This window comes from Pseudomonas sp. PSB18 (genome assembly GCF_014596565.1).
Lineage (GTDB): Bacteria > Pseudomonadota > Gammaproteobacteria > Pseudomonadales > Pseudomonadaceae > Aquipseudomonas.
On the sequence record NZ_NOIN01000007.1, the window covers coordinates 285,403 to 308,900 of the forward strand.

General features: G+C 62.1%; 18 protein-coding genes. 9 read left to right on the top strand and 9 right to left on the bottom strand.

All coding sequences use genetic code 11. The features are described from left to right. Nucleotides 1–56: 56 nt before the first annotated feature. The 8 genes from CGA22_RS18465 to CGA22_RS18500 form a co-directional block, all read right to left on the bottom strand. Complete coding sequence (locus CGA22_RS18465) at nucleotides 57–1,208, bottom strand: acyl-CoA dehydrogenase family protein (protein WP_041024418.1); 1,152 nt, start codon at nucleotides 1,206–1,208, stop codon at nucleotides 57–59. A 4-nt stretch (nucleotides 1,209–1,212) separates the two neighbouring features. Further along, nucleotides 1,213–2,319 (bottom strand): enoyl-CoA hydratase/isomerase family protein, encoded by a 1,107-nt coding sequence (locus CGA22_RS18470; protein WP_041024419.1) that lies wholly within the window; start codon nucleotides 2,317–2,319, stop codon nucleotides 1,213–1,215. A gap of 134 nt (nucleotides 2,320–2,453) precedes the next feature. Then, a complete protein-coding gene (locus CGA22_RS18475; RefSeq protein ID WP_041024420.1) occupies nucleotides 2,454–3,161 on the bottom strand; it encodes an HPP family protein in 708 nt (235 codons plus the stop codon). 175 nt (nucleotides 3,162–3,336) lie between these two features. Beyond that, entirely contained in the window at nucleotides 3,337–4,716 is a 1,380-nt protein-coding gene (locus tag CGA22_RS18480; protein WP_041024421.1) for a UDP-glucose dehydrogenase family protein, read from the bottom strand. 231 nt (nucleotides 4,717–4,947) lie between these two features. Further along, the gene (locus CGA22_RS18485) at nucleotides 4,948–5,868 is read right to left on the bottom strand and encodes a LysR family transcriptional regulator (RefSeq protein WP_041024422.1); all 921 of its coding nucleotides are present in this window, start codon (nucleotides 5,866–5,868) and stop codon (nucleotides 4,948–4,950) included. 39 nt (nucleotides 5,869–5,907) lie between these two features. Beyond that, nucleotides 5,908–6,447, bottom strand: coding sequence for a nuclear transport factor 2 family protein (locus CGA22_RS18490; protein ID WP_041024423.1), 540 nt, complete (start codon nucleotides 6,445–6,447; stop codon nucleotides 5,908–5,910). A 177-nt stretch (nucleotides 6,448–6,624) separates the two neighbouring features. Beyond that, complete coding sequence (locus CGA22_RS18495) at nucleotides 6,625–7,428, bottom strand: putative hydro-lyase (protein WP_041024424.1); 804 nt, start codon at nucleotides 7,426–7,428, stop codon at nucleotides 6,625–6,627. Between the two features lie 91 nt (nucleotides 7,429–7,519). Further along, entirely contained in the window at nucleotides 7,520–8,467 is a 948-nt protein-coding gene (locus CGA22_RS18500; protein WP_041024425.1) for a LysR family transcriptional regulator, read from the bottom strand. Between the two features lie 254 nt (nucleotides 8,468–8,721). Between CGA22_RS18500 and CGA22_RS18505 the strand changes: the two genes are divergently transcribed. The 4 genes from CGA22_RS18505 (at nucleotide 8,722) to CGA22_RS18520 (ending at nucleotide 13,535) form a co-directional block, all read left to right on the top strand. After that, nucleotides 8,722–9,963: an OprD family porin gene (locus CGA22_RS18505; RefSeq protein WP_041024426.1), complete on the top strand. Its 1,242-nt coding sequence runs from the start codon at nucleotides 8,722–8,724 to the stop codon at nucleotides 9,961–9,963. 340 nt (nucleotides 9,964–10,303) lie between these two features. After that, a complete protein-coding gene (locus tag CGA22_RS18510) occupies nucleotides 10,304–11,746 on the top strand; it encodes a coniferyl aldehyde dehydrogenase (RefSeq protein WP_041024427.1) in 1,443 nt (480 codons plus the stop codon). 19 nt (nucleotides 11,747–11,765) lie between these two features. Beyond that, complete coding sequence (locus tag CGA22_RS18515) at nucleotides 11,766–12,701, top strand: alpha/beta hydrolase (protein ID WP_041024428.1); 936 nt, start codon at nucleotides 11,766–11,768, stop codon at nucleotides 12,699–12,701. 183 nt (nucleotides 12,702–12,884) lie between these two features. Next, on the top strand, nucleotides 12,885–13,535 hold the full coding sequence (locus CGA22_RS18520) for a TetR/AcrR family transcriptional regulator (protein ID WP_041024429.1): 651 nt from the start codon (nucleotides 12,885–12,887) through the stop codon (nucleotides 13,533–13,535). 136 nt (nucleotides 13,536–13,671) lie between these two features. Here the strand turns inward: CGA22_RS18520 and CGA22_RS18525 are convergent, their stop codons facing one another. After that, nucleotides 13,672–15,495, bottom strand: coding sequence for a sigma-54-dependent Fis family transcriptional regulator (locus CGA22_RS18525; protein ID WP_188258672.1), 1,824 nt, complete (start codon nucleotides 15,493–15,495; stop codon nucleotides 13,672–13,674). Between the two features lie 274 nt (nucleotides 15,496–15,769). Here CGA22_RS18525 and CGA22_RS18530 point away from each other — a divergent pair, with 274 nt between their 5' ends. From CGA22_RS18530 to CGA22_RS18550, 5 genes are all read left to right on the top strand, one after another. Then, nucleotides 15,770–16,537 carry a coniferyl-alcohol dehydrogenase gene (locus tag CGA22_RS18530; RefSeq protein WP_041024430.1) on the top strand — a complete coding sequence of 256 codons (768 nt, stop codon included), beginning with the start codon at nucleotides 15,770–15,772 and terminating at the stop codon, nucleotides 16,535–16,537. A 94-nt stretch (nucleotides 16,538–16,631) separates the two neighbouring features. Next, nucleotides 16,632–18,278, top strand: a complete 1,647-nt coding sequence (locus CGA22_RS18535; protein ID WP_188258673.1) for a DUF1302 domain-containing protein — start codon at nucleotides 16,632–16,634, stop codon at nucleotides 18,276–18,278. A gap of 42 nt (nucleotides 18,279–18,320) precedes the next feature. Then, nucleotides 18,321–19,658: a DUF1329 domain-containing protein gene (locus CGA22_RS18540; RefSeq protein WP_370444514.1), complete on the top strand. Its 1,338-nt coding sequence runs from the start codon at nucleotides 18,321–18,323 to the stop codon at nucleotides 19,656–19,658. 78 nt (nucleotides 19,659–19,736) lie between these two features. Next, the gene (locus CGA22_RS18545; RefSeq protein WP_041022775.1) at nucleotides 19,737–20,816 is read left to right on the top strand and encodes a WD40/YVTN/BNR-like repeat-containing protein; all 1,080 of its coding nucleotides are present in this window, start codon (nucleotides 19,737–19,739) and stop codon (nucleotides 20,814–20,816) included. Between the two features lie 94 nt (nucleotides 20,817–20,910). Beyond that, the gene (locus CGA22_RS18550; RefSeq protein ID WP_041022827.1) at nucleotides 20,911–23,307 is read left to right on the top strand and encodes an efflux RND transporter permease subunit; all 2,397 of its coding nucleotides are present in this window, start codon (nucleotides 20,911–20,913) and stop codon (nucleotides 23,305–23,307) included. Nucleotides 23,308–23,498: the final 191 nt, after the last annotated feature.

The window sequence follows — 23,498 nt, forward strand, 5'->3', positions numbered from 1 at the left end:
GCAAATATTGCGTACTCCATAGATCCAATGTGGGAGCGAGCCTGCTCGCGATGCTTTTACACCAGGTAGTTCTTCAATTCCCGGGCGATGACCATCCGCTGGATCTCGCTCGACCCTTCATAGATCTGGGTAATCCGCGCATCGCGGTAGTAGCGCTCCACCGGATAGTCTTCCAGATAGCCGTAGCCGCCATGAATCTGCATCGCCGAGGAGCAGACCTTTTCGGCCATTTCCGAGGCGAACAGCTTCGCCTGGGAGGCTTCTGAAAGGCACGGTTTGCCTGCGCTGCGCAAGCGGGCGGCGTGGAGGATGAGCAGGCGAGCGGCATTCAGGCGGGTGTGCATGTCGGCCAGCAGGTTGGCGATGCTCTGGTGCTCGATGATCGGTTTGTCGAACTGCACCCGATCCCGCGAGTAGGCCAGGGCCGCCTCGAATGCCGCCCGGGCAATGCCCAGGGCCTGGGCGGCGATGCCGATCCGGCCGCCTTCAAGGTTGGAGAGGGCGATCGCCAGGCCTTTGCCACGGGCACCCAGCAGGTTGGCCTCGGGAACGCTGCAGTTGTTCAAGGTGACGGCGCAAGTGTCCGAAGCGCGGATGCCCATCTTGTGCTCGGTGCGATCGACGATGAAGCCCGGCGTATCGGTCGGCACCAGGAAGGCCGAGATGCCTTTCTTGCCCAGGTCCGGGTCTGTCACCGCGAACACGATCGCCAGTTTTGCCCGCTTGCCGTTGCTGACGAACTGCTTGGCGCCATTGATGACCCAGTGGCCGTCTCGCAGTTCGGCGCGGGTGCGCAGGTTGTGGGCCTCGGAGCCGGCCTGGGGCTCAGTCAGGCAGAAGCAGCCAATGGCCTGTCCGCTCGCCAGGTCCGCCAGCCAGGTCTGTTTCTGTTCATCGGTGCCGAAATTGAGGACTGGCCCGCAACCCACCGAGTTGTGGATGCTCATCAGAGCCCCGGTGGCGCCATCACCGGCGGAGATTTCCTCCACCGCCAGGGCGTAGGCGACGTAATCGACATAGGTGCCACCCCATTCCTCGGGCACCACCATGCCCAGCAGGCCCAGTTCACCCATCTTCGCCACCAGGCCATCGTCGATCCACCCGGCCTTTTCCCACGCCTGGGCATGGGGCGCGATCTCGCCGCGGGCAAAGTCCCGGGCCATGTCGCGGATCATTACTTGTTCTTCAGTCAGTTCGAGGTCGTGCATGGACTCAGTTCCCGAGGTGATCGAGGCCGTCGAAGAAACTCGCCACCCGGTTCGCGTCCAGCGCGTCCAGGGTTGGCGGGTTCCAGCGTGGCTTCTTGTCTTTGTCGATCAGCAGGGCGCGCACGCCTTCGATCAGGTCGCCGCGCTCGAACCATTGCCGGTCCAGGTGCAGCTCCAGGGCAAAACAGTCTTCCAGGCTCAGGTGGCGGCCACGTCGCAGCATCTCCAGGGTAACCGCCATGGCCAGGGGCGAGCGGGTTTCCAGCAGCTCCGCAGTTTGCAGCGCCCATTCGTGGCTGTTGGCAACCGTGACCTGACGCAATTGCTCGACCATGCTTGGTACATCGGGCAGGGCGAAGAAGTGATCGATGGCCGGGCGCAAGTCGTCGAGGGGCGGGGATGGCAGTTGCTGCACGGCGAGTTTCGCCAGCAGGCTTTGCAGGTCCTTGAGCGGCATGTCGCTCCATTCCAACCGGTCGAGACGCTCGTCGAGTTGAGAGAGCTTGCGGCTTTCCAGGTACCAGTCGGCCAGCCCGCAGTACAACGCGTCGGCCGCCTTTATCTGGGTACCGCTGACCCCCAGGTAGATGCCCAGCTCGCCGGGGATGCGCGGCAGGAAATAACTGCCACCGACATCCGGAAAGTAGCCGATGCCGACCTCGGGCATGCCCAGGCGGCTGCGTTCGGTCACCACTCGCAGGTCCGCGCCCTGGGCCAGCCCCATGCCGCCGCCCAGGACGAAACCGTCCATCAGGGCGAGAATGGGTTTGCGGTAATGGTGAATCGTCAGGTCGAGGGCATACTCCTCGACGAAAAAGTCTTCGTGCAGCGTGTCGCCCTGCTTGTGGCTGTCGTAGAGCGAACGGATATCGCCACCGGCGCAGAACGCCTTGTCTCCGGCGCCGCGCAACACCACCGCGTGGATCTGCGGATCGGTAAGCCAGGCATCGAGTTGTTGCTGCAAGCTGCGCACCATGCCCAGGGTCAGGGCATTGAGGCCGGCGGGGCGGTTCAGGGTCAGATGGCCGATGTGGTTGCGAACCTCGACCAACACCTCACAGGCCACGACTTTGACGCTCCCTGTGGCTTGGGATGAAACCTGAGCAGTCATCGCTAACTCCCTGCTTTTATTGTTCTTTGTGAATTGTGTCGCGCGTATCCGGTCGGGATCGTAACAGTGCAAAATTGCCTCGCACAACCGGTATACGTGCAGGTCCTGTCTGCATATTTATAGCAGCCACAGGCTCACTCGCGACCCGACAGCACCTCCGTGATGCTGCGGCGCTTGGCATTTCGCTCGCTGGCATGGATCAATTGTTCGAGATCTTCAGGGGTTACGTCGAAGAATGCTTCCATTTCCGCAAGAGCCAGCTTCAAGTCCTCGGCGGTGATGGCCTGGCGGTCCACAGGGGGATGGTCGGCGGGAATGACGGCCACCGGCTCGCTGGCCCGCTTCGGATAGCGCACCCGTGTCAGGTTGTTGTAGGCCAGCGCACTGACGAGCAGGGCGGAACCTGCAAGCATGGCCGCGCCGAGCGCCTGCCAGTCCAGGGCGGCAACGGACGAGTCCGCCAGCACCAACGTCGCCGCCAGTGCGCCGGCCGGCGGATGAATGCAGCGCAGCCAGCACATCAACACCAATGCCATGCCGGCGGCCAGGCAGGCGCTACCCAGCGTGCGCCCCAGCACGTGAGCCACCAGCAGGCCCACGACGGAGGCACACAGGTAACCGCCGAAAATCGACCAGGGCTGGGCCAGGGCGCCCGAAGACACCGCGAACAACAGCACTGCCGAAGCGCCGAGAGGACCGATCAGGTGTTGCGCCACGTCGAGGCCATACACTTGGCCGCAGAGCCAGACACTGAACATGACCCCCAGGGCCATGCCGATGGCGGCGCGGCTCCATTCGGTGGGACGGGTATTGATAGCAGCGGGGAACCAGCGAGAAAGCATTGAGCAAAAATCCAAAAAACGAACAAAAAAAGGGGCTTACGGGAGAATCCCTGAAAGCCCTTTAAGTGTTCCAACAGTTGGGGGAGGAACGGTGCACAGTGTGACGCCCAGCATCTGCGCTTACAAATTCATATTAATGCTGGTTGAGAGCATTTATTTTGAAGTAAGAGTGTGCTCAAGCGCTACGGGGGATCGGATACGGCGTGTGCGGTGCGATAGGCAAATCGCATGACTGCCCGCGCCCCATCGGAAAATAGGTAAAGCCCCTGTCAGCCATGCGCTCCGGGTCATACAGATTGCGGCCATCGAACACCACTGGCGCCTTGAGCCGTTGCTGGATCAGCGCAAAGTCCGGTGCCTTGAAAGGCTGCCATTCGGTGCAGATGATCAAGGCGTCGGCGCCCGGCAAGACCGATTCCGGGGTGCCCATCAGCAGGAGTTTCGACTCATTGGGGTAGAGCTGCTGAGTCTGCTGCATCGCCTCTGGATCAAACGCCCGGACAGTGGCGCCGGCGGCCCACAGCGACTCCAGGAGCACGCGGCTCGGAGCGTCGCGCATGTCGTCGGTGTTGGGCTTGAAGGCCAGGCCCCACAAGGCAAAGGTTTTGCCGCGCAGATCGCCGTTGTAGAACGCGTTGATCCGCTCGAACAGCTTGTGTTTCTGCCGTCCATTGATGGCTTCCACCGCTTGCAGCAAATCGCTGGCGCAGTGGACCTGCTCGGCGCTGTGGATCAAGGCACGCATGTCCTTGGGAAAGCACGAACCACCATAGCCACAGCCTGGGTAGATAAAGTGGTAGCCAATGCGTGAATCGGCACCGATGCCCAGGCGCACCGCTTCGATGTCGGCCCCCAGATGTTCCGCCAGTTCCGCGATCTGATTGATGAAGCTGATCTTGGTCGCGAGCATGGCGTTGGCCGCGTATTTGGTCAGCTCGGCGCTGCGCAGGTCCATGAACAGGACCCGGTCGTGATTGCGATTGAACGGCGCATACAGGTCGCGCATGGTTTCCCGCACTTCATCGCGCTCGCAGCCGACCACGATGCGGTCCGGGCGGCGGCAATCGGCAACCGCCGAGCCTTCCTTGAGAAACTCCGGATTGGACGCGATATCGAATTGCAGCAAGCGACCGGCCTTGATCAGGCATTTGTCGATGTGTGCCCGCAGGGCGTCGCCGGTGCCCACCGGTACGGTAGACTTCTCCACCAAAAGGACCGGTTGCTCGCGATAACGGGCGACGGCCTCACCGACCGCCATGACCTGGCACAGATCGGCCGACCCATCCTCCCTGGACGGCGTGCCGACCGCGATGAACAGCACCTGGCCGTGCTGTACGGCGAGCCGTTCATCGCTGGTGAAATGCAGTCTTCCGGCGTCAAGCCCTTCACGCACCAGCGGCGCCAGGCCCGGCTCGTAGATGCTGACAATGCCTTGACGCAGGCTCTCGACTTTCTGCTCGTCGATGTCCATGCAGATCACGTCGTGGCCCACCTCGGCCAGCACGGCGGCCTGCACCAACCCTACATAACCGCTACCGAATACCGTTATTTTCATCTGGTGGGCTCCCTGGGCAATTCCCGGCACGCATGACCCTCGATCCGTGATGAACCGTGGTGTATGGGCTTCAGAATAAGTCGGGAATGTTGCAGTTCACTGACAGTTCGCAGTCATGCCGACGCCCCATGAACTGGAATGGGATGGGATGAACGCTTCGCAAGCGTATGCCGACTGTGGGAGCGAGCCTGCTCGCGATAGCGGTCTATAAGTCAGCAACCAGGGAGAAGCCTACTGCGCCTCCAGCCGGCACCCAGCGGGCAATGCGGCGACAAACTCATCCACCACCTCCCGGGTCAGGCTGACGATGTCTTCCACCCGTTCCATGCCCGCGCCGGTGCGCCAACTGGCAACGATGTCCATCACCGAGGGTAGCGGCACGCCGGCGACCAATGTCAGTGTGCCCTGGGCCAGCTCGCCCTGTACCAGCGCCGCCGGCATGGCGCCGATGCCGAAGCCGTCGCGAACCAGGCGGGTGATGGCCGAGGCCGAGTTCACGCAGTTGATGCGCGGTGACACGATGTTCGCCGAGTGCAGCAGGTTGAGGATGTCCTGATGGGGCCGCGAGTTGCGTGAGAACGTCACGATGCGTTCCTGGGACAGATCCTCCAGCGAAGCGTATTGCCGGTCATAGACAGAGCCGGTACGCACCACCCAATGCATCGGATAACGGGTCAGGAGTGCATTGCGCACGCTGTCCAGGCGCAGGATATCGGTCTGGAAAATGATGTCCTGATAGCCTTTCTCCAGTTGGGAACACAGATTGCTCGCCGTGTCGGCCGACAGTTCGATTTCCAGGGCCGGATAGCACTCCATCAGGCGCGTCACCAACGGGCTGAGCCAGGTGTGGATGACTGTATCCATGGCGCCGATGCGAATCCGGCCGCGGACCTGCCGCGGATCCTGGATCACGGCCTTCATGCTTTGCATGGTGTCCATGATGCGCTCGGCATATTCCAGCACCCGTTGCCCTTCGGAGGTCAGCGACACTCCTTTGGAGTCGCGCACGAACAATCGCACGCCCATCTCGTCTTCCAGGGCCGCGATCCGGCTGGAAATGGACGCCTGGGTGGTGAACAGCTTCTCCGCCGTGAGCCGGAAACTCTTCAGGCGAGCGACCCAGACGAAAGTTTCCAGAAACTTGATGTTCACGTCGACGGCTCCTTGGAACTGAGGTTGGCAATGGGTCGTTTACAGCGCTTCGGCCGCCAGATACTGGAGTACCGCTTCAAGCCCGGCGATATCCGGCACGCTGTGCATGACTGCACGAACACCGCACCATGGATAGTCCAGCATCGAAACCCAGGTCATGACCGGTGCCAGATCGGCTGCCGGCAACGTTGCCATGTGCTCGATGGTGATCGTCAATCCCTCAGCCAGATTGGACTCGGGCTCGAACTGCCAGTCATAGACCCCACAACCGACCCGGACCTCGCCGCTGTGCTTGTCCGACATCGCCACCAGCCATTTGCACTGGAAGGCCTTGGCATTCTCGGAAGGCGGGACGGCCAGGCAAAACGTATAGACGTTTTCGAAGGTCTGGCCAAAGCGCCTGACCAGGACCTCGCCAATGGCCTCACGACCTTCCACGTGCCCCGGAAAAGAAATCGAGCCGGTGCGCACGACCATGTCCAGCGTGGCATCGGCCGTAAAGGCCTGGTCCAGCAGGTGAGGGCGGTTGCCGTCCTTGGCGTTGATGTACTGTTGGATCGATCGTTGGGCCGTGTTCATCGGGTGTCCATGTCGGGTTGAGAGGTGCTGTTCTAATAAATAAGGTTCAAGCAACCCAATACCTGTGGGAGCGAGCCTGCTCGCGAAGGCGGTGGGGTCAGGCAAACTCGATGCCGAGCTTGCCGCCGCTATCGCGAGCAGGCTCGCTCCCACAGGGTGCGTGGTCAACCGAGAAGTCTACAAAGCACTATTCCACAAATCCGTCACCAGCATGCAACCCGGCGCGTGGGTGATGCACAGCGGGGGACGGGAGGCCTGGACCACCGATTGCGGGGTTACGCCACAGGCCCAGAACACCGGGATTTCATCCGCTTCGACCGGCACGGCGTCGCCGTAATCCGGTTTGTCCAGGGATTGAATGCCGATCAGCGACGGGTCGCCGATGTGGACCGGGGCGCCATGGACATTGGGCATACGCCCGGTGATCTGGATCGCCTGGATCGCCGCGGCGGCTTTCATCGGCCGCATGGTCACCACCATTTTGCCGGAGAGCCGGGCGGTGGGGCGGGTGTCGATGTTGGTCCGGAACATGGCGATGTTTCGCCCCAGATCAATGTGCCGCAGCCGAATGCCGGCCTCCAGCAGCGGTTGTTCGAAGGAGAACGAGCAGCCCAGGGCGAAGGCAACCATGTCGTCCTGCCACAGATGTTCGATGTCCAGCGGCTCTTCGCTCAATTCGCCGTCACGGAAGACCCGGTAGCGGGGCACTTCGTGGCGAATATCGATGGCGCCACCCAGGTTGCGGAAGTACGGATCTCCGGGTTCGGTCACGTCCAATATCGGGCAGGCCTGGCGATTGAGGGTGCAGTAGCGCAGGAACTCGTTGGCCCAATCGCCGGGCAGGATCACGATATTGGCTTGTACCCGTCCCTTGCCCAGGCCGCTGGTGTGCCCCTGATATTGGCCGGCGGCGATGCTCTGGCGCAGGGCGAGGGGGGCGTACTGTTGCAGTTGTTCAAATGACAGGGCGGGAAGGGACATCAGGGTTTCTCCTTGTGGTTGTCGGTCCTTTTTAGAAAACCCAGGCGATGACGTCCAACAAGGAATGTTGCTACCCCGCGACAAATAAAAGTTATTCGAGAGCCAGTGGGCCGTTGAGGCCGGGCGCCGCCACCATGCGTTGCGGACCGACATCAAGGGCATATTGACCCACCACCTGGCGGCTCATCTGGACGATGCTCTCGATCAGTTCCAGCCCCACGCCCGCGCGCCAGGACGCCACGACGTTCAACTGGGGCAGGGAAGTACCCGGTTCCAACTGGGTCAGTTCACCACTCGCCAAGGGCTTGGCCACCAGCGCCGCGGGCAAGGCGCCAATACCGAAACCGTCGCGAATCAACCGCGTCATGGCCGACACCGAGTTGACGCAACTGACCCGTGGCGCGCTGATCCCCTGGGCATACAGCAGGTTGAGTACATCCTGATGCGGCCGTGATTGCTTGACGAACGTGATGATGCGCTCACTCGCCATCTCGGCCAGCGACGCATAGGGCCGGGCATAGATCGATTGACTGGCGGCGATCCAGTGCATGGGGTAGTGCCCCAATTCGAGGTTGCGCACACTTTCGTGGCGGACCAGATCGGTCTGGAAGGCGATGTCCAGGTAACCCTTCTGCAACTGGTCGCACAGATTGCGTGCAGCGTCGGCGGTGATTTCGATTTCTACCGCTGGAAAGGCCTGCATCAGCATCGACATCAAGGGGCTCAGCCATGTGTGGATCACCGTATCCATCACGCCAATGCGCACCAGGCCTTGCTGCTCGGTGCCGGTGTCCAGCGATTGTTTCAGCGCACGCTGGACCTCGAGCATCTGCTCGGCATAGTTGAGCACCTTGAAGCCTTCGGGGGTCAGCGATACGCCCCGGGAATCCCGCACGAACAGGCGCAGGCCCAACTCGTCCTCCAGCGAGGCGATCCGGGCGGAAATCGCCGCCTGGGTGCTGAACATCTTTTCGGCGGTCAGGCTGAAGCTCTGCAGGCGGGCAACCCAGACGAAGGTTTCGAGGAACTTGAGGTTCATGACGGCTCTCTTGGCGCTTGTGGTTCTTATGTTTGCAATTGTTACTCCAGATCGGGTCATGGCCGGCATCAAATTTTCTTATGTCCGACCGGGCTTTTTTCCCGTTTGACGCTTTCAGAGCGTGGCGCGAAGAATCCATCCCGACGACGCAGCTCACTGCGCCCGTGTCCCAACGACAACGTCTTCACACAAGAATAACGAGGCGCCGCAGAGCCCCCCGAGAGGGTTCGCTCGCGCCGATAAAAGGAGCACGCATGCAGCATTTCAGATCCTCCCAACGGATATACGCCCCAATCGGTACGGTGCTTGGCTTGAGCCTGATCGGCGTGCCCGCCGCCCAGGCGGACTTCATCGCCGACAGCAAAGGCAGCCTGGAGGCACGCAACTTCTACTTCAACCGCGACTTTCGCCAGGAAGGTTCACGGGACAAAGCCGAGGAATGGGCCCAGGGCTTTCTGCTGCGGATGGAGTCGGGCTACACCGCCGGCACCGTTGGCTTCGGCCTGGATGCCTTGGGCATGGCCGGTTTCAAGCTGGACTCGGGTGGTGGTACGGCGGGCACCAACCTGTTGCCGGCGGATTTGTCCGGAGGGTCGCAAGACCGCTACGGCGAACTGGGCCTGACCGCCAAGGTGCGCGTGTCCAACAGCACCCTCAAGGTGGGGACGCTGCAGATCAAGGACCCGGTGGTGAGCTCCAACGATACGCGGCTGTTGCCGGCGACGTTCAAGGGCGGGCTGTTGAACGTGCAGGAAATCGATCGCTTGAAACTGACCGGAGGGCAGTTCACCCAAATCAACGTCGTCGACTCCACCGACTATCAGGATATGACTGCCAACCGCATCGGCGGTACCAGTGACAAGTTCCAGTTTGCCGGTGCGGACTATCAGTTCCTGCCGAACCTCACAGCGCAGTACCGTTATGGAAAGCTGCAGGACATCTACCAGCAGAACTACCTCGGCTTCGTTCACACCCTGGACCTGGGAGCCGGCCAAACGCTCAAGAGCGACGTGCGTTATTCTCGCAGCACCGAGGACGGCAACTTCCGCAACATCGACAACCAGGCCTTCGGCGCGCTGTTTACCTACAGTCTGGGTGGACATGCAGTGGGCCTGGGTTACCAGCGCATGAGTGGCGACGATCCTTTCCCGTACATCAGCCGCAGCGATCCGTACCTGGTCAACTTCGTCCAGATCGGCGACTTCGCCAACATCGACGAACGCTCCTGGCAAGCACGCTATGACTACAACTTTGCCGCGCTCGGTGTCCCCGGGTTGACCTTCATGACCCGCTACATTTCCGGGGACAACGTGCAACGTGCCGCGCCGGGGGAGGGCAAGGAGTGGGAACGCAACACCGATATTGCCTATGTCGTGCAGGACGGCACATTGAAAGGCCTCGGCTTGAAATGGCGCAACGCCTCGGTGCGATCGAACTTTGGCAATGACCTGGATGAGAACCGGTTGATTGTCAGCTATACGATGGCGCTCTGGTAAAAAAGGGCGCGCATCAAGGCGCTGTTCAAAAGAACGGCGCCGAAAACAAGTTAAAAAATATAATCAATTTTTTCATGGGCTTGCGGTTTTTTGCCGCTGCCCCAGGGTTTCAGAAAACGGTGTCGCTCGATCTCGGCGTTGCGCGACATGCTCTTCTTTTTGGTCTGATCCCAGTATTTACTGGCTATAAAGCCATCCATCCGACTGCTGAAAATAAGGAAACCTATGGGTTTCCTTTGTTTCGTTTTTTGTCATACTCCACCCTGCGAGTCGGCAGAGGTGCCTGCTCGCCCGGTATTAGTACTGGCTAATAACAATTCCACCAGCAGGAACCTACGCCATGAGTATTCTCGGTCACCACGCTACAGCGGCTCCCGCCGAACAACTCGCTACCGCGCTCGCACGCATGAAGCAGGCTCACCTGGACGAAGGGCCCGCAAGCCTGGCGTTGCGCCGTGACCGTCTGGATCGGGCGATTGCCCTGCTGCTGGACAACCGTGAAGCCATCGTCGCGGCGGTGTCCGCGGACTTTGGCAACCGCAGTCGCGAACAGACCCTGCTGTCCGACATCGCCGGGTCGGTAGCAAGTCTCAAGCATTGCCGCGAGCACCTGGCCGAGTGGATGCAGTCAGAAACGCACCCGGCCCCGTTTCCGGGTTGTGAAGCCCGGGTCGACTACCAGCCGTTGGGCGTCGTAGGGGTGATCAGCCCATGGAACTTTCCCATCGTGTTGGCCTTTGGACCGTTGGCGAGCATTCTTGCTGCCGGCAACCGGGCCATGCTCAAACCTTCGGAGCTGACCCCGCGTACCTCGGCGTTGATCGACGAGTTGATCGCCCGCTATTTCGACGAACGCGAGCTCTGCACGGTGCTGGGCGATGCCGAGGTCGGGGCGCTGTTCAGTGCACAGCCTTTCGACCACCTGATCTTTACCGGTGGGACGTCGGTGGCCCGGCACATCATGCGTGCCGCCTCGGACAACCTGGTGCCGGTGACGTTGGAGCTGGGTGGCAAGTCTCCGGTACTGGTTTCCCGTAGTGCCGACCTGGCTACCGTGGTGCAGCGGATCCTGACGGTGAAGACCTTCAACGCCGGGCAGATCTGCCTGGCCCCGGACTATCTGCTGCTGCCGGAAGAGTTGCTGGAGGACTTCGTCGGCGAGGCCATCGGTTTCGTCAGTGCCATGTACCCGACCCTGCGCGACAACGCCGACTACACGTCGATCATCAACCCGCGCAATTTCGACCGTCTGCGGGGCTACCTCGCCGATGCCGAGGCCAAAGGCGCGCGACTAGTGGAGATCAACCCCGCGCAAGAAGACCTGAGCGACCGCGAGATCCGCAAGATCGCCCCAACCCTGGTGCTCGATCCCAGTGAGGAAATGCAGGTACTGCGCGAGGAAATCTTCGGTCCGCTGCTGCCGATCAAAACCTATCGCGACTTCGCCACGGCCATCGACTACGTCAACGGGCAGCCTCGGCCGTTGGCGGCCTATTATTTCGGCGAGGATGCGAGTGAGCGCGACCAGGTGCTGGAACGCACGACGTCGGGCGGGGTGGTGATCAACGACGTGATGAGCCATGTGCTGTTCGAGGCACTGCCTTTTGGCGGGGTCGGTCACTCAGGCATGGGGGCCTATCATGGCGTCTATGGTTTCCGTACCTTCAGCCATGCCAAGGCGGTGGTGGTGCAAAGCGCCATCGGTGAGTCCAACCTGGCGATGCGTGCTCCCTACGGCCCGATGATCCATGGCCTGCTCGACCACTTGCTGACGGCCAACTGAGCCACCCGGGAGTCTGATCATGAACCTGCTGCAAACGCTCAAGGCCAAGCTGCTGCGCGCCCTTGCCAAGCGCATGAAGGCCAAATTCGTCTACGACGCGGCACGCTATCCGTTGCGCTCGGTAGACGAGCGGCACATCCCGACAGCCTGGGGGCCGGCGCGGGCGCTGTTCTACTGGCCCGATACGTCGCCTGGGGAACCGCTCCCGGTGTACCTGAACCTGCATGGCGGTGGATTCGTCGCCGGGGTGCCGGAGCACGACGACAGCTATTGCCGCCGTCTGGCCCACAACCTGGGGTGCCTGGTGGTCAATCTGGATTATGTCCTGGCGCCCGAGCATCCTTTTCCCGCAGGTTTGCGTCAGAGCTTCGAGGTGCTGGAGTGGTTGGCCGGGCAGGGCGCGGCGCTGGGTATCGACCCACAGCGCATCGCTGTCGGCGGGCATAGCGCGGGTGGCAACCTGGCGGCGGGCCTGGCCAATCTGGCGCGGGGGCATCAGCGACTCCGGGTGGTGCACCAGGTCATCGACTATGCGGCGCTGGACGTCTCCCAGGCTCCTGAGCTGAAGCGCTCGCCCATCGACAAACCGCTGCTCGGCGTGGGCCTGATGCGCTTCTTCAACCAGTGTTACCTGAGCGACCCGGCCCAGGCCCACGATCCCCTCGTCTCGCCATTACTGGCGCCGGTCGAGGCATTACGCGGCCTGCCAGCCGCCACATTGATCACCGCCGAGTACGATATCCTGCGCGCCGAAGGCCAGGCCTATGGGGAGAAACTGCGCCAGGCCGGCGTTGCGGTGAACGAGAGAATGTTCCCAGGCTGCGATCATATGTTCACTCACCTGGGGCCGGATGCTTCTGCGGATGAAGCATGGCAGTTCATTGAGGATGCGTTGCGCGGGGCTTTTGAGGGGGTGGTGGAAGAGGTCGATGGCGCAAGGGTCGGAAGTCTCTGAGCCCCCTGTGGCGAGGGGATTTATCCCCGCTGGGCTGCGAAGCAGACCCAATGCAGCCGACTCAATTAGCATGACACACCGAGTTGTCTGCTTTGGGGCCGCTTCGCAGCCCAGCGGGGATAAATCCCCTCGCCACAAGGTACTATGTTGCTTGTTTGATCAACGCTAGCCAGGATGCCCGTCATGCCTGAAACCACCCCACAGGCCGTCAGGCGCGGCCGGCCGCCGTTGCGCAGTCGCGAGGAGCAGATGAGTCTGTTGCTCGATGCGGCGGCACAGATACTCGGCAGTGGCAACTTCGCCAACGTCACCATGGACACCATCGCCCGCGCCGCCGGCATCTCGAAGAAAACCCTGTACCAGCTCGTGACGAGCAAGGAAGCGCTGCTTTCGCAGTTGGTGGCCCGGGACCTGTCGACCCTTGAGCTGTTGTTGGAAAGCGGTATCGACTGCGCCGAGGACCTGCTCAGTGAACTGCGCATGTACCTGACCCTATGGGCACGCCTGACCTTGTCGCCGTTGGCGCTGGGGCTCTACTTGATGGCCGCGCAAGGACGCGAGACGGCACCGGACATCGCCAGGATCTGGTACCAGGAGGGCGCCGAGCGATGCCTGGGGCTGTTGCGCAGCTGGTTGGACAAGGCGGCGGGCAAGGGGCTTTTGGCACGTGGGGATGTCGAGCCGGCGGTCGAGCTGATCGATGCATTGTTGATCTCGCAACCGCTCAAGCTGTTCACCCTCGGAGTCCAGCAGAGTTGGTCCGACGAGCAGATCGGTCAACGGGTCGACGTGGCCCTCGAGATGTTTGGGCGTTGCTTCATCCAGCACGAATAGAGTTGAGATGAGCCTTTGGCAAGAGAACTGTGGGAGCAAGGCTTGCCCGCGATGAAAGCGCCGTGGTTTCAGGACAAACCGCGTTAACTTCATCGCGGGCAAGCCTTGCTCCTACAGATACTCTCGCCATGGATCATTAATCTCCCCCCGAACGCCGCGACAGCCGATAAGACAATTGAGCACGGGTCAGCCCAAGCCGACGCGCGGCCTCGGAGACATTGCCTTTCACCTCGGCCAGGCAATGGTCGATCATCGTTTCCTCGATCTCCTGCAGCGACATCCGACTCAGGTCCTTGCCGCCGAACAAGGCCTGGATCGCTTCATTGCCGGCAGGGGCAGGCGCGACCGGCGCAGGGGCGGCTGGGTCATTGGGGGCTGCCGCCAATTGGCCCCGGTTGCCAATGGAAAACATCGGCTGGGCCAGGCGTTCGCCACTGGTGAACAGGTGGGCCAGGTCGATGGCCCCGCCATCCGGCGCACTGATCACGCCGCGCTCCACCAGGTTCTGCAGCTCGCGGATATTGCCCGGAAAGTCATAGGCAAGCAGGGTGTCCGCCGTGCGCGGGGTGAAGCCGCTGATCTGCCGGCCATGATGGCGGGTGAAGCGGTGCAGGAAGTGAGTCATCAGCAACGGGATGTCTTCCTTGCGTTCGCGCAGGGGCGGCAGGTGGATCGGGAAGACATTCAAGCGGAAGAACAAGTCTTCGCGAAACTCGCCGCGTTGGGCAGCGGCACGCAGGTCGACGTTGGTCGCGGCGACCACCCGCACATCGACCTTCAAGGTACGGCTGCCGCCGACCCGCTCGATCTCACCTTCCTGCAGGGCTCGCAGCAATTTGCCTTGGGCGACCAGACTGAGGGTGGCGATTTCGTCGAGGAACAGCGTGCCGCCATCGGCGCGCTCGAAACGTCCGGCGCGGGATTGGGTGGCCCCGGTGAAGGCCCCGCGCTCGACGCCAAACAGCTCCGACTCCATCAGGTTTTCCGGAATGGCGGCGCAGTTGATCGCGACAAAAGGTGCATCGTGTCGCGGGCTGATGCGGTGCAGCATGCGTGCGAACATTTCCTTGCCGACGCCGGATTCACCGGTGAACAGCACGGTCGCCTGGGTCGGTGCGACCCGGCGCAGCATGTGGCAGGCAGCGTTGAAGGCCGAGGAAATACCGACCATGTCGCCGTCCTGGGTCGCTTGCGGATCGGCTTGCGGAGTGGACGGCAATACACCCTTGCCGCCAGGGCTGGGAGGAATCGTGCTACGCCCGCCGCTGCTGACGAAAGGTTCCGCTTTCAGGGCGGCCAGGTCCTCTTCCGCATCGTCCCATTCTTCTGCGGGTTTACCGATCAGCCGGCAGATGCTGGAACCGGTGGAGCGACATTCGACCTCGCGGTAGAGGATCAATCGACCGACCATCGCCGAGGTGTATCCGGTGGCATAGCCAGTCTGCATCCAGCACGCCGGCTCGGTGCCGATGCCGAACTGGGCGATGTGCTCGTCATCCTCGCTGGAGTGGTGCCAGAGGAATTCGCCGTAATAGGTGCCCAGGTTCATGTCGAATTCGAAATGCACCGGCTCGACTTTAACTGCGCCTTCGATGGCATGGATGATCGGGCCGGCGGCAAACAGCGCCAGGAAGTCGGCCTCGGGGAAGCGTTCCTTGATCAGTGCCGCATCCCGGGCACCGCAGTGGTAGCCGGTGCGCAGCAGGATGCCACGGGCACGGGCCAGGCCCATGCTTTCAATCATCTCCCGCCGAAGCGCGCCGACGCCGCTGCTGTGCATCAACAGCATGCGTGCGCCGTTGAGCCAGATGCGCCCGTCGCCCGGGCTGAACATCAGGCATTCGGTCAGATCCTGCAGGGTAGGGGCCGTGCCGGGAGGCAACTGCTCGCTGGCGCCGCGCACGGGTTTCTTTCGGACTCCGCCGGAGAGTTCGGCCAAAGAGATCAGCTTGTCTGCCATCGGAAATCCTTAATATGAGTAATCATAATCCGCATAGTGCAGCATGAAATTGCTGAAATCATCACTTTTTTCGACCCTCGATTTCCCCTGCATCACGCCGTTATCCGTCAAGAATGCCTGTATGCCGCGTGCTTGAGCGGTCGCCCGGTCGTTATCGAGAGATGGCATATCGCTTGCTACAACTAGTTACCGAGCTTAACTAGTTCGGCAATAACAACATGACTTGGTTGTCGCCCTCATGGGAGGCAGTACAAGCACGAACCGGGAAATCCGTATGAAGCTGACCAGCAAAAGGATTGTCGTGACCGGGGTTTCCTCGGGCATCGGCGCCGAGACCGCCCGAACCCTGCGTGCCAACGGGGCTGTCGTGATCGGCATGGATCGCAACGAGCCCAACCTGAGCCTGGATGACTTTGTCCAGGCCGATCTCAGTCATCCCGAGGCCATTGATGCGGCCGTGCGCCGGTTGCCGGAACAGATCGACGGTTTGTGCAACATTGCCGGGGTGCCAGGGACTGCCGATCCGCAGCTGGTGGCCCAGGTCAACTACCTCGGCCTGCGCCACCTCTGCGCGACGGCGCTGCCGCGGATCCGGGCCGGCGGCAGCATCGTCAACGTGGCCTCGATCCTCGGCGCGCAGTGGCCCCAGCGGTTGGAGCTGCACAAAGCCCTGGCCCGCACGGAGAGCTTCTTCCAGGGACAAGCCTGGTTGGCCCAGCACCCGGTGCCCCAGGAGAGCTGCTACCAGTATTTCAAAGAAGCGCTGATCGTCTGGAACTACGTGCAGGCCCAGCCCTGGTTCCTGCAGACCTCGGTGCGCATGAACAGCGTGGCGCCGGGCCCGGTGTTCACGCCCATCCTGGGGGATTTCGTCAGCATGCTCGGCCAGGAACGGGTCGAGGCCGATGCTCATCGCATGAAGCGTCCGGCCTATGCCGATGAGGTAGCGGCTGCCATCGCCTTCCTGAGTGCAGACGAATCCCGCTGGATCAATGGCGTCAACCTGCCCGTCGATGGCGGCCTGGCGTCCACCTACATCTGAACGAGGAACCACTGCCTGCTCGGTTGCGGGCAGCTCATTGCCGGTCGTTTTCCAGACAACACGTTTCCAAACAACAAGAACAATGAGGAACACCATGCACAACACTCGATGCTACCCGGGCTTCAAGCGTTCCACCTTGGCACTCTCGGTGTGCCTCGCCGGCTTGGCCTCACAGGCTCAGGCCGCACAGATCGATCTGGGCGACAGTGACTGGCGCCTGCGCTGGGACAACACCATCAAGTACAGCCAGGCCTGGCGCCTGCAGGGTGCCGACGACCACCTGACCAACGCCTCCACGGCGGGCGGCTTGTACCCTTCGATCCAGGGCCAGGGCGACAAGAACTTCAGCCGTGGCCTGGTCTCCAACCGGCTGGACCTGTTCAGTGAGATGGACCTGAGTCGGGAAAACTACGGCCTGCGTCTCAGCGGCGCGGCCTGGTACGACGATATCTATAACAAGGACACCGACGACAGCGCGAACCCGCATTTCCTCAGCGATACCCGTGAACTGCACGGGCGCGACGCCGAGGTGCTGGACGCCTTCGTGTTTCTGCGCGGTGATGTCGGTGACGCGAGCCAAGGCACCGTGCGCCTGGGCCGCCATAGCCTGATCTATGGCGAGAGCCTGTTCTACGGCAGCAACGGCATCGCCGCCGCCCAAGGGCCAACCGACGTCGTCAAGTTGCTCAGCGTACCGGGGACCCAATTCAAGGAAATCCTGCGCCCGGTCAACCAGGTGTCCGGCCAGTTGCAGATCAACCCGCAGTTGTCTGTCGGGGCCTATTACCAGTTCGAATGGGAGCGTTCCAACGTGCCCGGAGCGGGCAGCTACCTGAGCGAGAACGATGGCATCGGCAAAGGGGCAGGGGACTGGACCGAGGTGTTTGGCAACACCACCGTCCATGCTTCCGATATCGAGGCCAGGAACTCGGGGCAGGGCGGCATGCAACTGCGCTTCAAGCCCGAAGGCACCGAATTGGAACTGGGTTTCTACGCCGCCCAGTATCACGACAAGACGCCGAGTGCGCTGTACGCCTATCTGGATGGTGCGGCGGCCGCCGCCACTGGACTGCCGATCCTCAGTTCCTATCGCCAGGTCTACGCCGAAGACATCAAGACCGTCGGCGCCAGCTTCTCCACGGCTTATGGCCCGTTCAACTTCGCTGGCGAAACCTCGGTGCGCTGGAATGCGCCACTGGTGAGCAACCTGCAGGTGGTGACACCAGGCACTGCGGCGGACAACAACGGTGATGCGCTCTACGCCAAAGGCAAGACCGCGCACGTGAACCTGTCGACGATCTATCTGCTGTCGCCCGGCGCGCTGTGGGACGGTGGCTCGGTACTGGCCGAACTGGCCTGGAACCGCACCCTCAGCGTGACTGACAACCCGGGAGCATTGGACCCCAACACCACCCGGGATGCCACTGCGCTGCGGGTACTGGCCGAACCGACTTACTTCCAGGTGGCCGACGGCCTCGACCTGAGCGTACCGGTGGGTTTCGGGGTGGGCCTCGACGGGCGCTCCTCGGCCGTCAGCAAGGGCGGTTTCGGCAACTCCCACGCCGGTGACTGGAGCGTAGGGCTCAAGGCCACTTATCTGCAGCGCTGGGACTTCGGCATCAACTACGTGAATTTCTTCGGCAAGGCTGCGGCAGGGCTGAACGAGGCGGGCAACTTCAGCTATGCGCAATCGCTGGCCGACCGTGACTTCGTCTCCATGTACGTGAAAACCACATTCTAATAAGAGGTTTCATCCCCTATGCAAAGCCAATTTTCCTTGCGTATGTCGGCCCTGGCCATTGCCTTGCTGAGTGCCGGCGCGGTTCAGGCAGCGGTTTCCCCCGATCAGGCCGCACGGCTCAATACTGACCTCACCCCCATGGGCGCCGAGCGGGCGGGCAACAAGGACGGCAGCATTCCGGCGTGGACCGGGGGCTATACGACAGTGCCAGCGGGCTACAAGAACGGCGACAAGCGTGCCGATCCATTTGCCGCCGACAAGCCGCTGTACTCGGTCAGCGCGGCCAATATGGCGCAATACGCCGACCAGCTGTCCGACGGCACCAAAGCCTTGTTGCAGAAATACCCGGGGTATCGCCTGGACGTCTATCCGACTCACCGCAGCGCGGCCGCGCCGCAATGGGTATATGACAACACCCTGAAAAACGCTACCCGCGCCACTCTGGAAGTGGACTCGGAAAAAGTCAGTGGCGCCTATGGCGGGATTCCGTTCCCGTTGCCACAGAACGGCGCCGAAGTGTTGTGGAACTACCGCCTGTCCTGGCAGGGTGCCGACACCTTCTATTCACCTTTCGATACCTGGCTGATGACCGCCGGCGGCAAAAAGATCCAGGCCACCCGGGCACGTTTCTGGTACCAGGACCCTTACTACTTCAAGGAAGGCAGCCTCGAAACCTTCGCGGGCAAGTTCCTGGTCGGCAAGCTGGCCACGGAGCTGCCATCGTCCAAGGCCGGCGAGGGCCTGATGACCCACTGGGACATGGACCCGGGCAAGCGCGCCGCCTGGCAATACCTGGTCGGCCAGCGTCGGGTGCGGCGTGCACCGAACATTGCCTATGACACGCCGGACTTCGTCACCTCGGGGGTGGGTTTCTTCGACGAGGCCTTCATGGTCTTCGGTCCGACCGACCGTCACGACCTCAAGCTGGTGGGCAAGAAAGAGTTGCTGGTGCCCTACAACAACAACCGTGCGGCCGCCGCGAAGAGCGACGATCTGGTCAAGCCGAACTTCCTCAACCCGGATCTGGTGCGCTGGGAGAAACACCGGGTCTGGGTGGTGAACGCCACGCTCAAGGACGGTAAGCGTCACGTGGTGCCAAAACGCACCTATTACGTCGACGAGGACTCCTGGCAAGTGCTGCTGGTGGACGGTTACGACGCCCAGGGCAAATTGGGTCGCACCAACTACTCGCTGACCCTGCTGGCCCCGGAAATGCCAGCGCTCACCGCGCAGATGTCGTGGGGCAGCTACAACCTGGAGACCGGTGCCTACTTCCTGAACTCCGCGGCCAACGATCTGGATGTCCAGTACCAGAGCTACCCGCGTCCGCCATCTTCGTTCTTCACGCCTGACGCCATGGCCAACGACAGTTCGCGTTGAGTCATTGCCCTACGCGCCGGGGCCCCGGCATCGGCGCGTTGCGTTTGGATAACCCTTGAGTGGTAGTTGGAGCGGGATATGAACGGTAACTTTTCACTCGGGCGGGCGTTGTCGGCAATCCTGGCGCTGACGTTCTTGCTGATGTCGGGCTGGGCAACGGCCAGCCCCCGAATTGCGTTGCTCGACCAGGCGGCACTGCAGAGCGCCAAGGCCACGCACGCCGCGTTGCTGGCGGTGACTCGCGCAGGCGAACGGCTGGTGGCGGTCGGCGAACGCGGTATCGTTCTGCTCTCCGACGATTCCGGCAAGCATTGGCGCCAGGCCCGGGTGCCGGTCAGTGTCAGCCTGACGGCGGTGCAGTTCGTCGATGACGAGCAAGGCTGGGCCGTCGGCCATATGGGCGTGGTGCTGCACAGCACCGACGGCGGCGAAACCTGGGTCAAGCAGCTCGATGGCGTCGCGGCGGCGCAGTTGGCGCTGGTTGCGGCGCAACAGGGCGGCGACGCCAGGCATGTGGAGGACGCCGAGCGACTGGTCGCGGATGGGCCGGACAAGCCGTTTCTCGATCTGTACTTCAGCGACCGTCGCAACGGCTATGTGGTCGGCGCCTACGGCCTGATCCTGCATACCGTGGATGGTGGCGGGACCTGGAAACCCTGGATGCAGCAGGTGGATAACCCCGACGGGCTCAACCTGTATGGCATTCGTGCGATGGGTGGCGAACTGTTCATCGTGGGCGAGCGAGGTTTATTGCTACGTTCCAAAGACAACGGCGGCCGTTTCCAGGCGCTCGAATCACCCTATGACGGCAGTTTTTTTGGCCTGCAAAGCAGTGCCGGCGGCGAGTTGGTGGCCTTTGGTCTGCGGGGCAACGCCTTTTGGTCGGGCGATCAGGGCAGCAGTTGGCGGCGTATCGACACCGGCCTGGAAGTGGCCTTGTCCGCCGGCACTCAATTGAACGATGGCGCGCTGGTCCTGGCCAGCCAGGCCGGTGACCTGCTGCTCAGCTCTGGCCGAGGAAGCCGCTTGCGGCACCTTTCCGGTCCGGCCGGCACCTCGATCGCCGGTCTGGTAGCCGCCCCGGATGGCAGCCTGATTTGCGTCGGCCTGAGCGGGCTGACCCGTCTCGATCAAGCCCTTTCCTCGGCGCAACGTTGAAAACCTTGCCTGAGCGCTATTTGCACAGCCCATGCGGCCGTATTCGGAGTCCGATGTGAACGACCATAATTCCTCCCTCGAACAACAAGTGGTGATGGCCCGCCTGGAGGATTTCGATCCGCGCTCCGGTAACCTGGGCGAGCGGGCGATCTTCAATCACCGGCCCTGGGTCATGCTGCTCTGTCTGCTGGTCACCCTGGTATTGGGTTACCAGGCCAGCAAGATCGGTCTCAACGCCAGTTTCGAGAAGACCATCCCGACGTCGCATCCCTACGTCGCCAACTTCCTCGAACAGCGCAGCGAACTGAGCGGGCTCGGCAATTCGATCCGCGTCGCCGTGGCGGTCAAGGACGGCAGCATTTTCGACACGGATTACCTCGACACCCTCGCCAAGCTCAACGACGAGATCTACCTGCTGCCAGGTGTCGACAAACCCTACATGAAGTCCTTGTGGACGCCGACCACGCGCTGGACCGCGGTGACCGAAGACGGCCTGGATGGCGGTACGGTGATTCCGGACAGCTATGACGGCTCGCCGGCCAGTCTGGATGAGGTACGGACCAATGTCGCTCGCTCCGGTGAGATCGGTCAATTGGTGGCCGGCAACTTCCAGTCCAGCGTGATCTTCGTGCCACTGCTGGAAATCAACCCGGCCACCGGCAAGGCGCTGGACGCCGGTGAGTTTTCACGGCAACTGGAAGCCTTGCGCGACAAGTATCAGAACGAGCGCATCCAGATCCACATCACCGGCTTCACCAAGATCATCGGTGACCTGATCGCCGGCCTGGGACAAGTCATGCTGTTCTTCGCGGTCGCCGTACTGGTGACCGTGGCGGTGCTCTATTGGTACACCCGCTGTGCGCGCAGCACGGCATTGGTGGTGCTCTGTTCCCTGGTGGCGGTGCTCTGGCAGATCGGCCTGCTCGCCACCCTCGGCTACGATCTGGACCCGTACTCGGCGCTGGTACCGTTCCTGGTATTCGCCATCGGCATGAGCCACGGCGCGCAGAAAATGAACGGCATCATGCAGGACATCGGCCGAGGCACGCACCGGGTCGTCGCCGCACGCTACACCTTCCGCCGCCTGTTCGCCGCCGGCATGACCGCGCTGCTCTGCGATGCAGTGGGTTTCGCCGTGCTGATCGTGATCAAGATCCAGGTGATCCAGGACCTGGCGATCACCGCCAGCGTTGGCGTGGCGGTGCTGATCTTCACCAACCTGATCCTGCTGCCGATCCTGCTCAGTTACATCGGCGTCGGTACCCAGGCTGCTGCTCGTAGCTTGCGCGCGGAAACCGCCGAGTTGACCGCGAACGTCAAGCACCCGCTGTGGAGCTTTCTTGACCTGTTTACCCGGCGCTCCTGGGCCATTGCCGCCTGCCTGGTCGGCCTGGCCCTGGCGGCTGGTGGTTTCGCCGTCAGTCTGCACCTGAAAATCGGCGATCTGGATCCCGGTGCCCCGGAGCTGCGTCCAGACTCACGCTACAACCGCGATGCGGCGTTCATGACGCAGAACTACGCAGCCAGTTCGGACATTTTCGTGGTCATGGTGAAAACCCCGGAGGACCAGTGCACCCGCTATCCGACCCTGGCCGCGGTCGATTCGCTGGCCTGGCAACTGGAGCAGTTGCCAGGCGTGGAGTCCACCAACTCCATGGCCGCCATGAGTAAGGTCGCCGCCGCCGGGTACAACGAGGGCAACTTCAAGTGGTACGAGTTGATTCCCAACGACGGTGCCCTCGGCGCCGTGCAGACCCGGGCCCCTCGCGAGCTCTTCAACCAGGGCTGCTCGCTGCTTTCGCTCTACGTGTACCTGGCCGACCACAAGGCCGACACCCTGCAGCGGGTGGTGCAGACCAGCGAAGCGTTCATTGCCCAACAGAAACTGCCGGAAGTGAAGTTCATGCTGGCCGCCGGCAGCGCCGGAATCGAGGCGGCGACCAATATCGTGGTGAAAAAGGCCATGCACGAGATGCTGTTCTGGGTCTACGGCGCGGTGATCCTGCTGTGCTGGGTGACCTTTCGCTCCTGGCGCGCGGTACTGGCCGCGGTGCTGCCGCTGATACTCACCTCGATTCTGTGCGAGGCGTTGATGGTCGGCCTCGGCATGGGCGTCAAGGTGGCCACCTTGCCAGTGATCGCTCTCGGTGTAGGCATCGGTGTCGACTACGCGCTCTACGTGCTGAGCATCATCCTGGCGCACATGCGGGCCGGTGCCTCGCTGTCCGAGGCGTATTACCGCGCGTTGCTGTTCACCGGCAAGGTGGTACTGCTGACCGGCATCACCCTGGCCATCGCCGTGGCGACCTGGGCCTGGTCACCGATCAAGTTCCAGGCCGACATGGGCATCCTGTTGGCGTTCATGTTCCTGGTGAACATGCTCGGCGCCTTGATCCTGTTGCCGGCATTGGCTTACTTCCTGCTGCCGCAGAGGTTGTTCGCAAAAAAGCCTGAGGCCTGCGGCGTGATGCAGGCGGTCGAGGAGGGCTGACGGGGCGATTCAGCGCTTGCACTCTCCGGTGCTATCGATCTGCTTCAGACATAAGGATAAGAACAATGCTGAAGAAAACTGCCCGGCTGCTTGCCGACTGTTCGGTGGGACAGAAGCTGTTGCTCGGTTTCGGCCTGGTGTCCTTGCTCGCGGTGGCAGCCATCGCCCAGGGCTTGTATGCCACCGCCAGT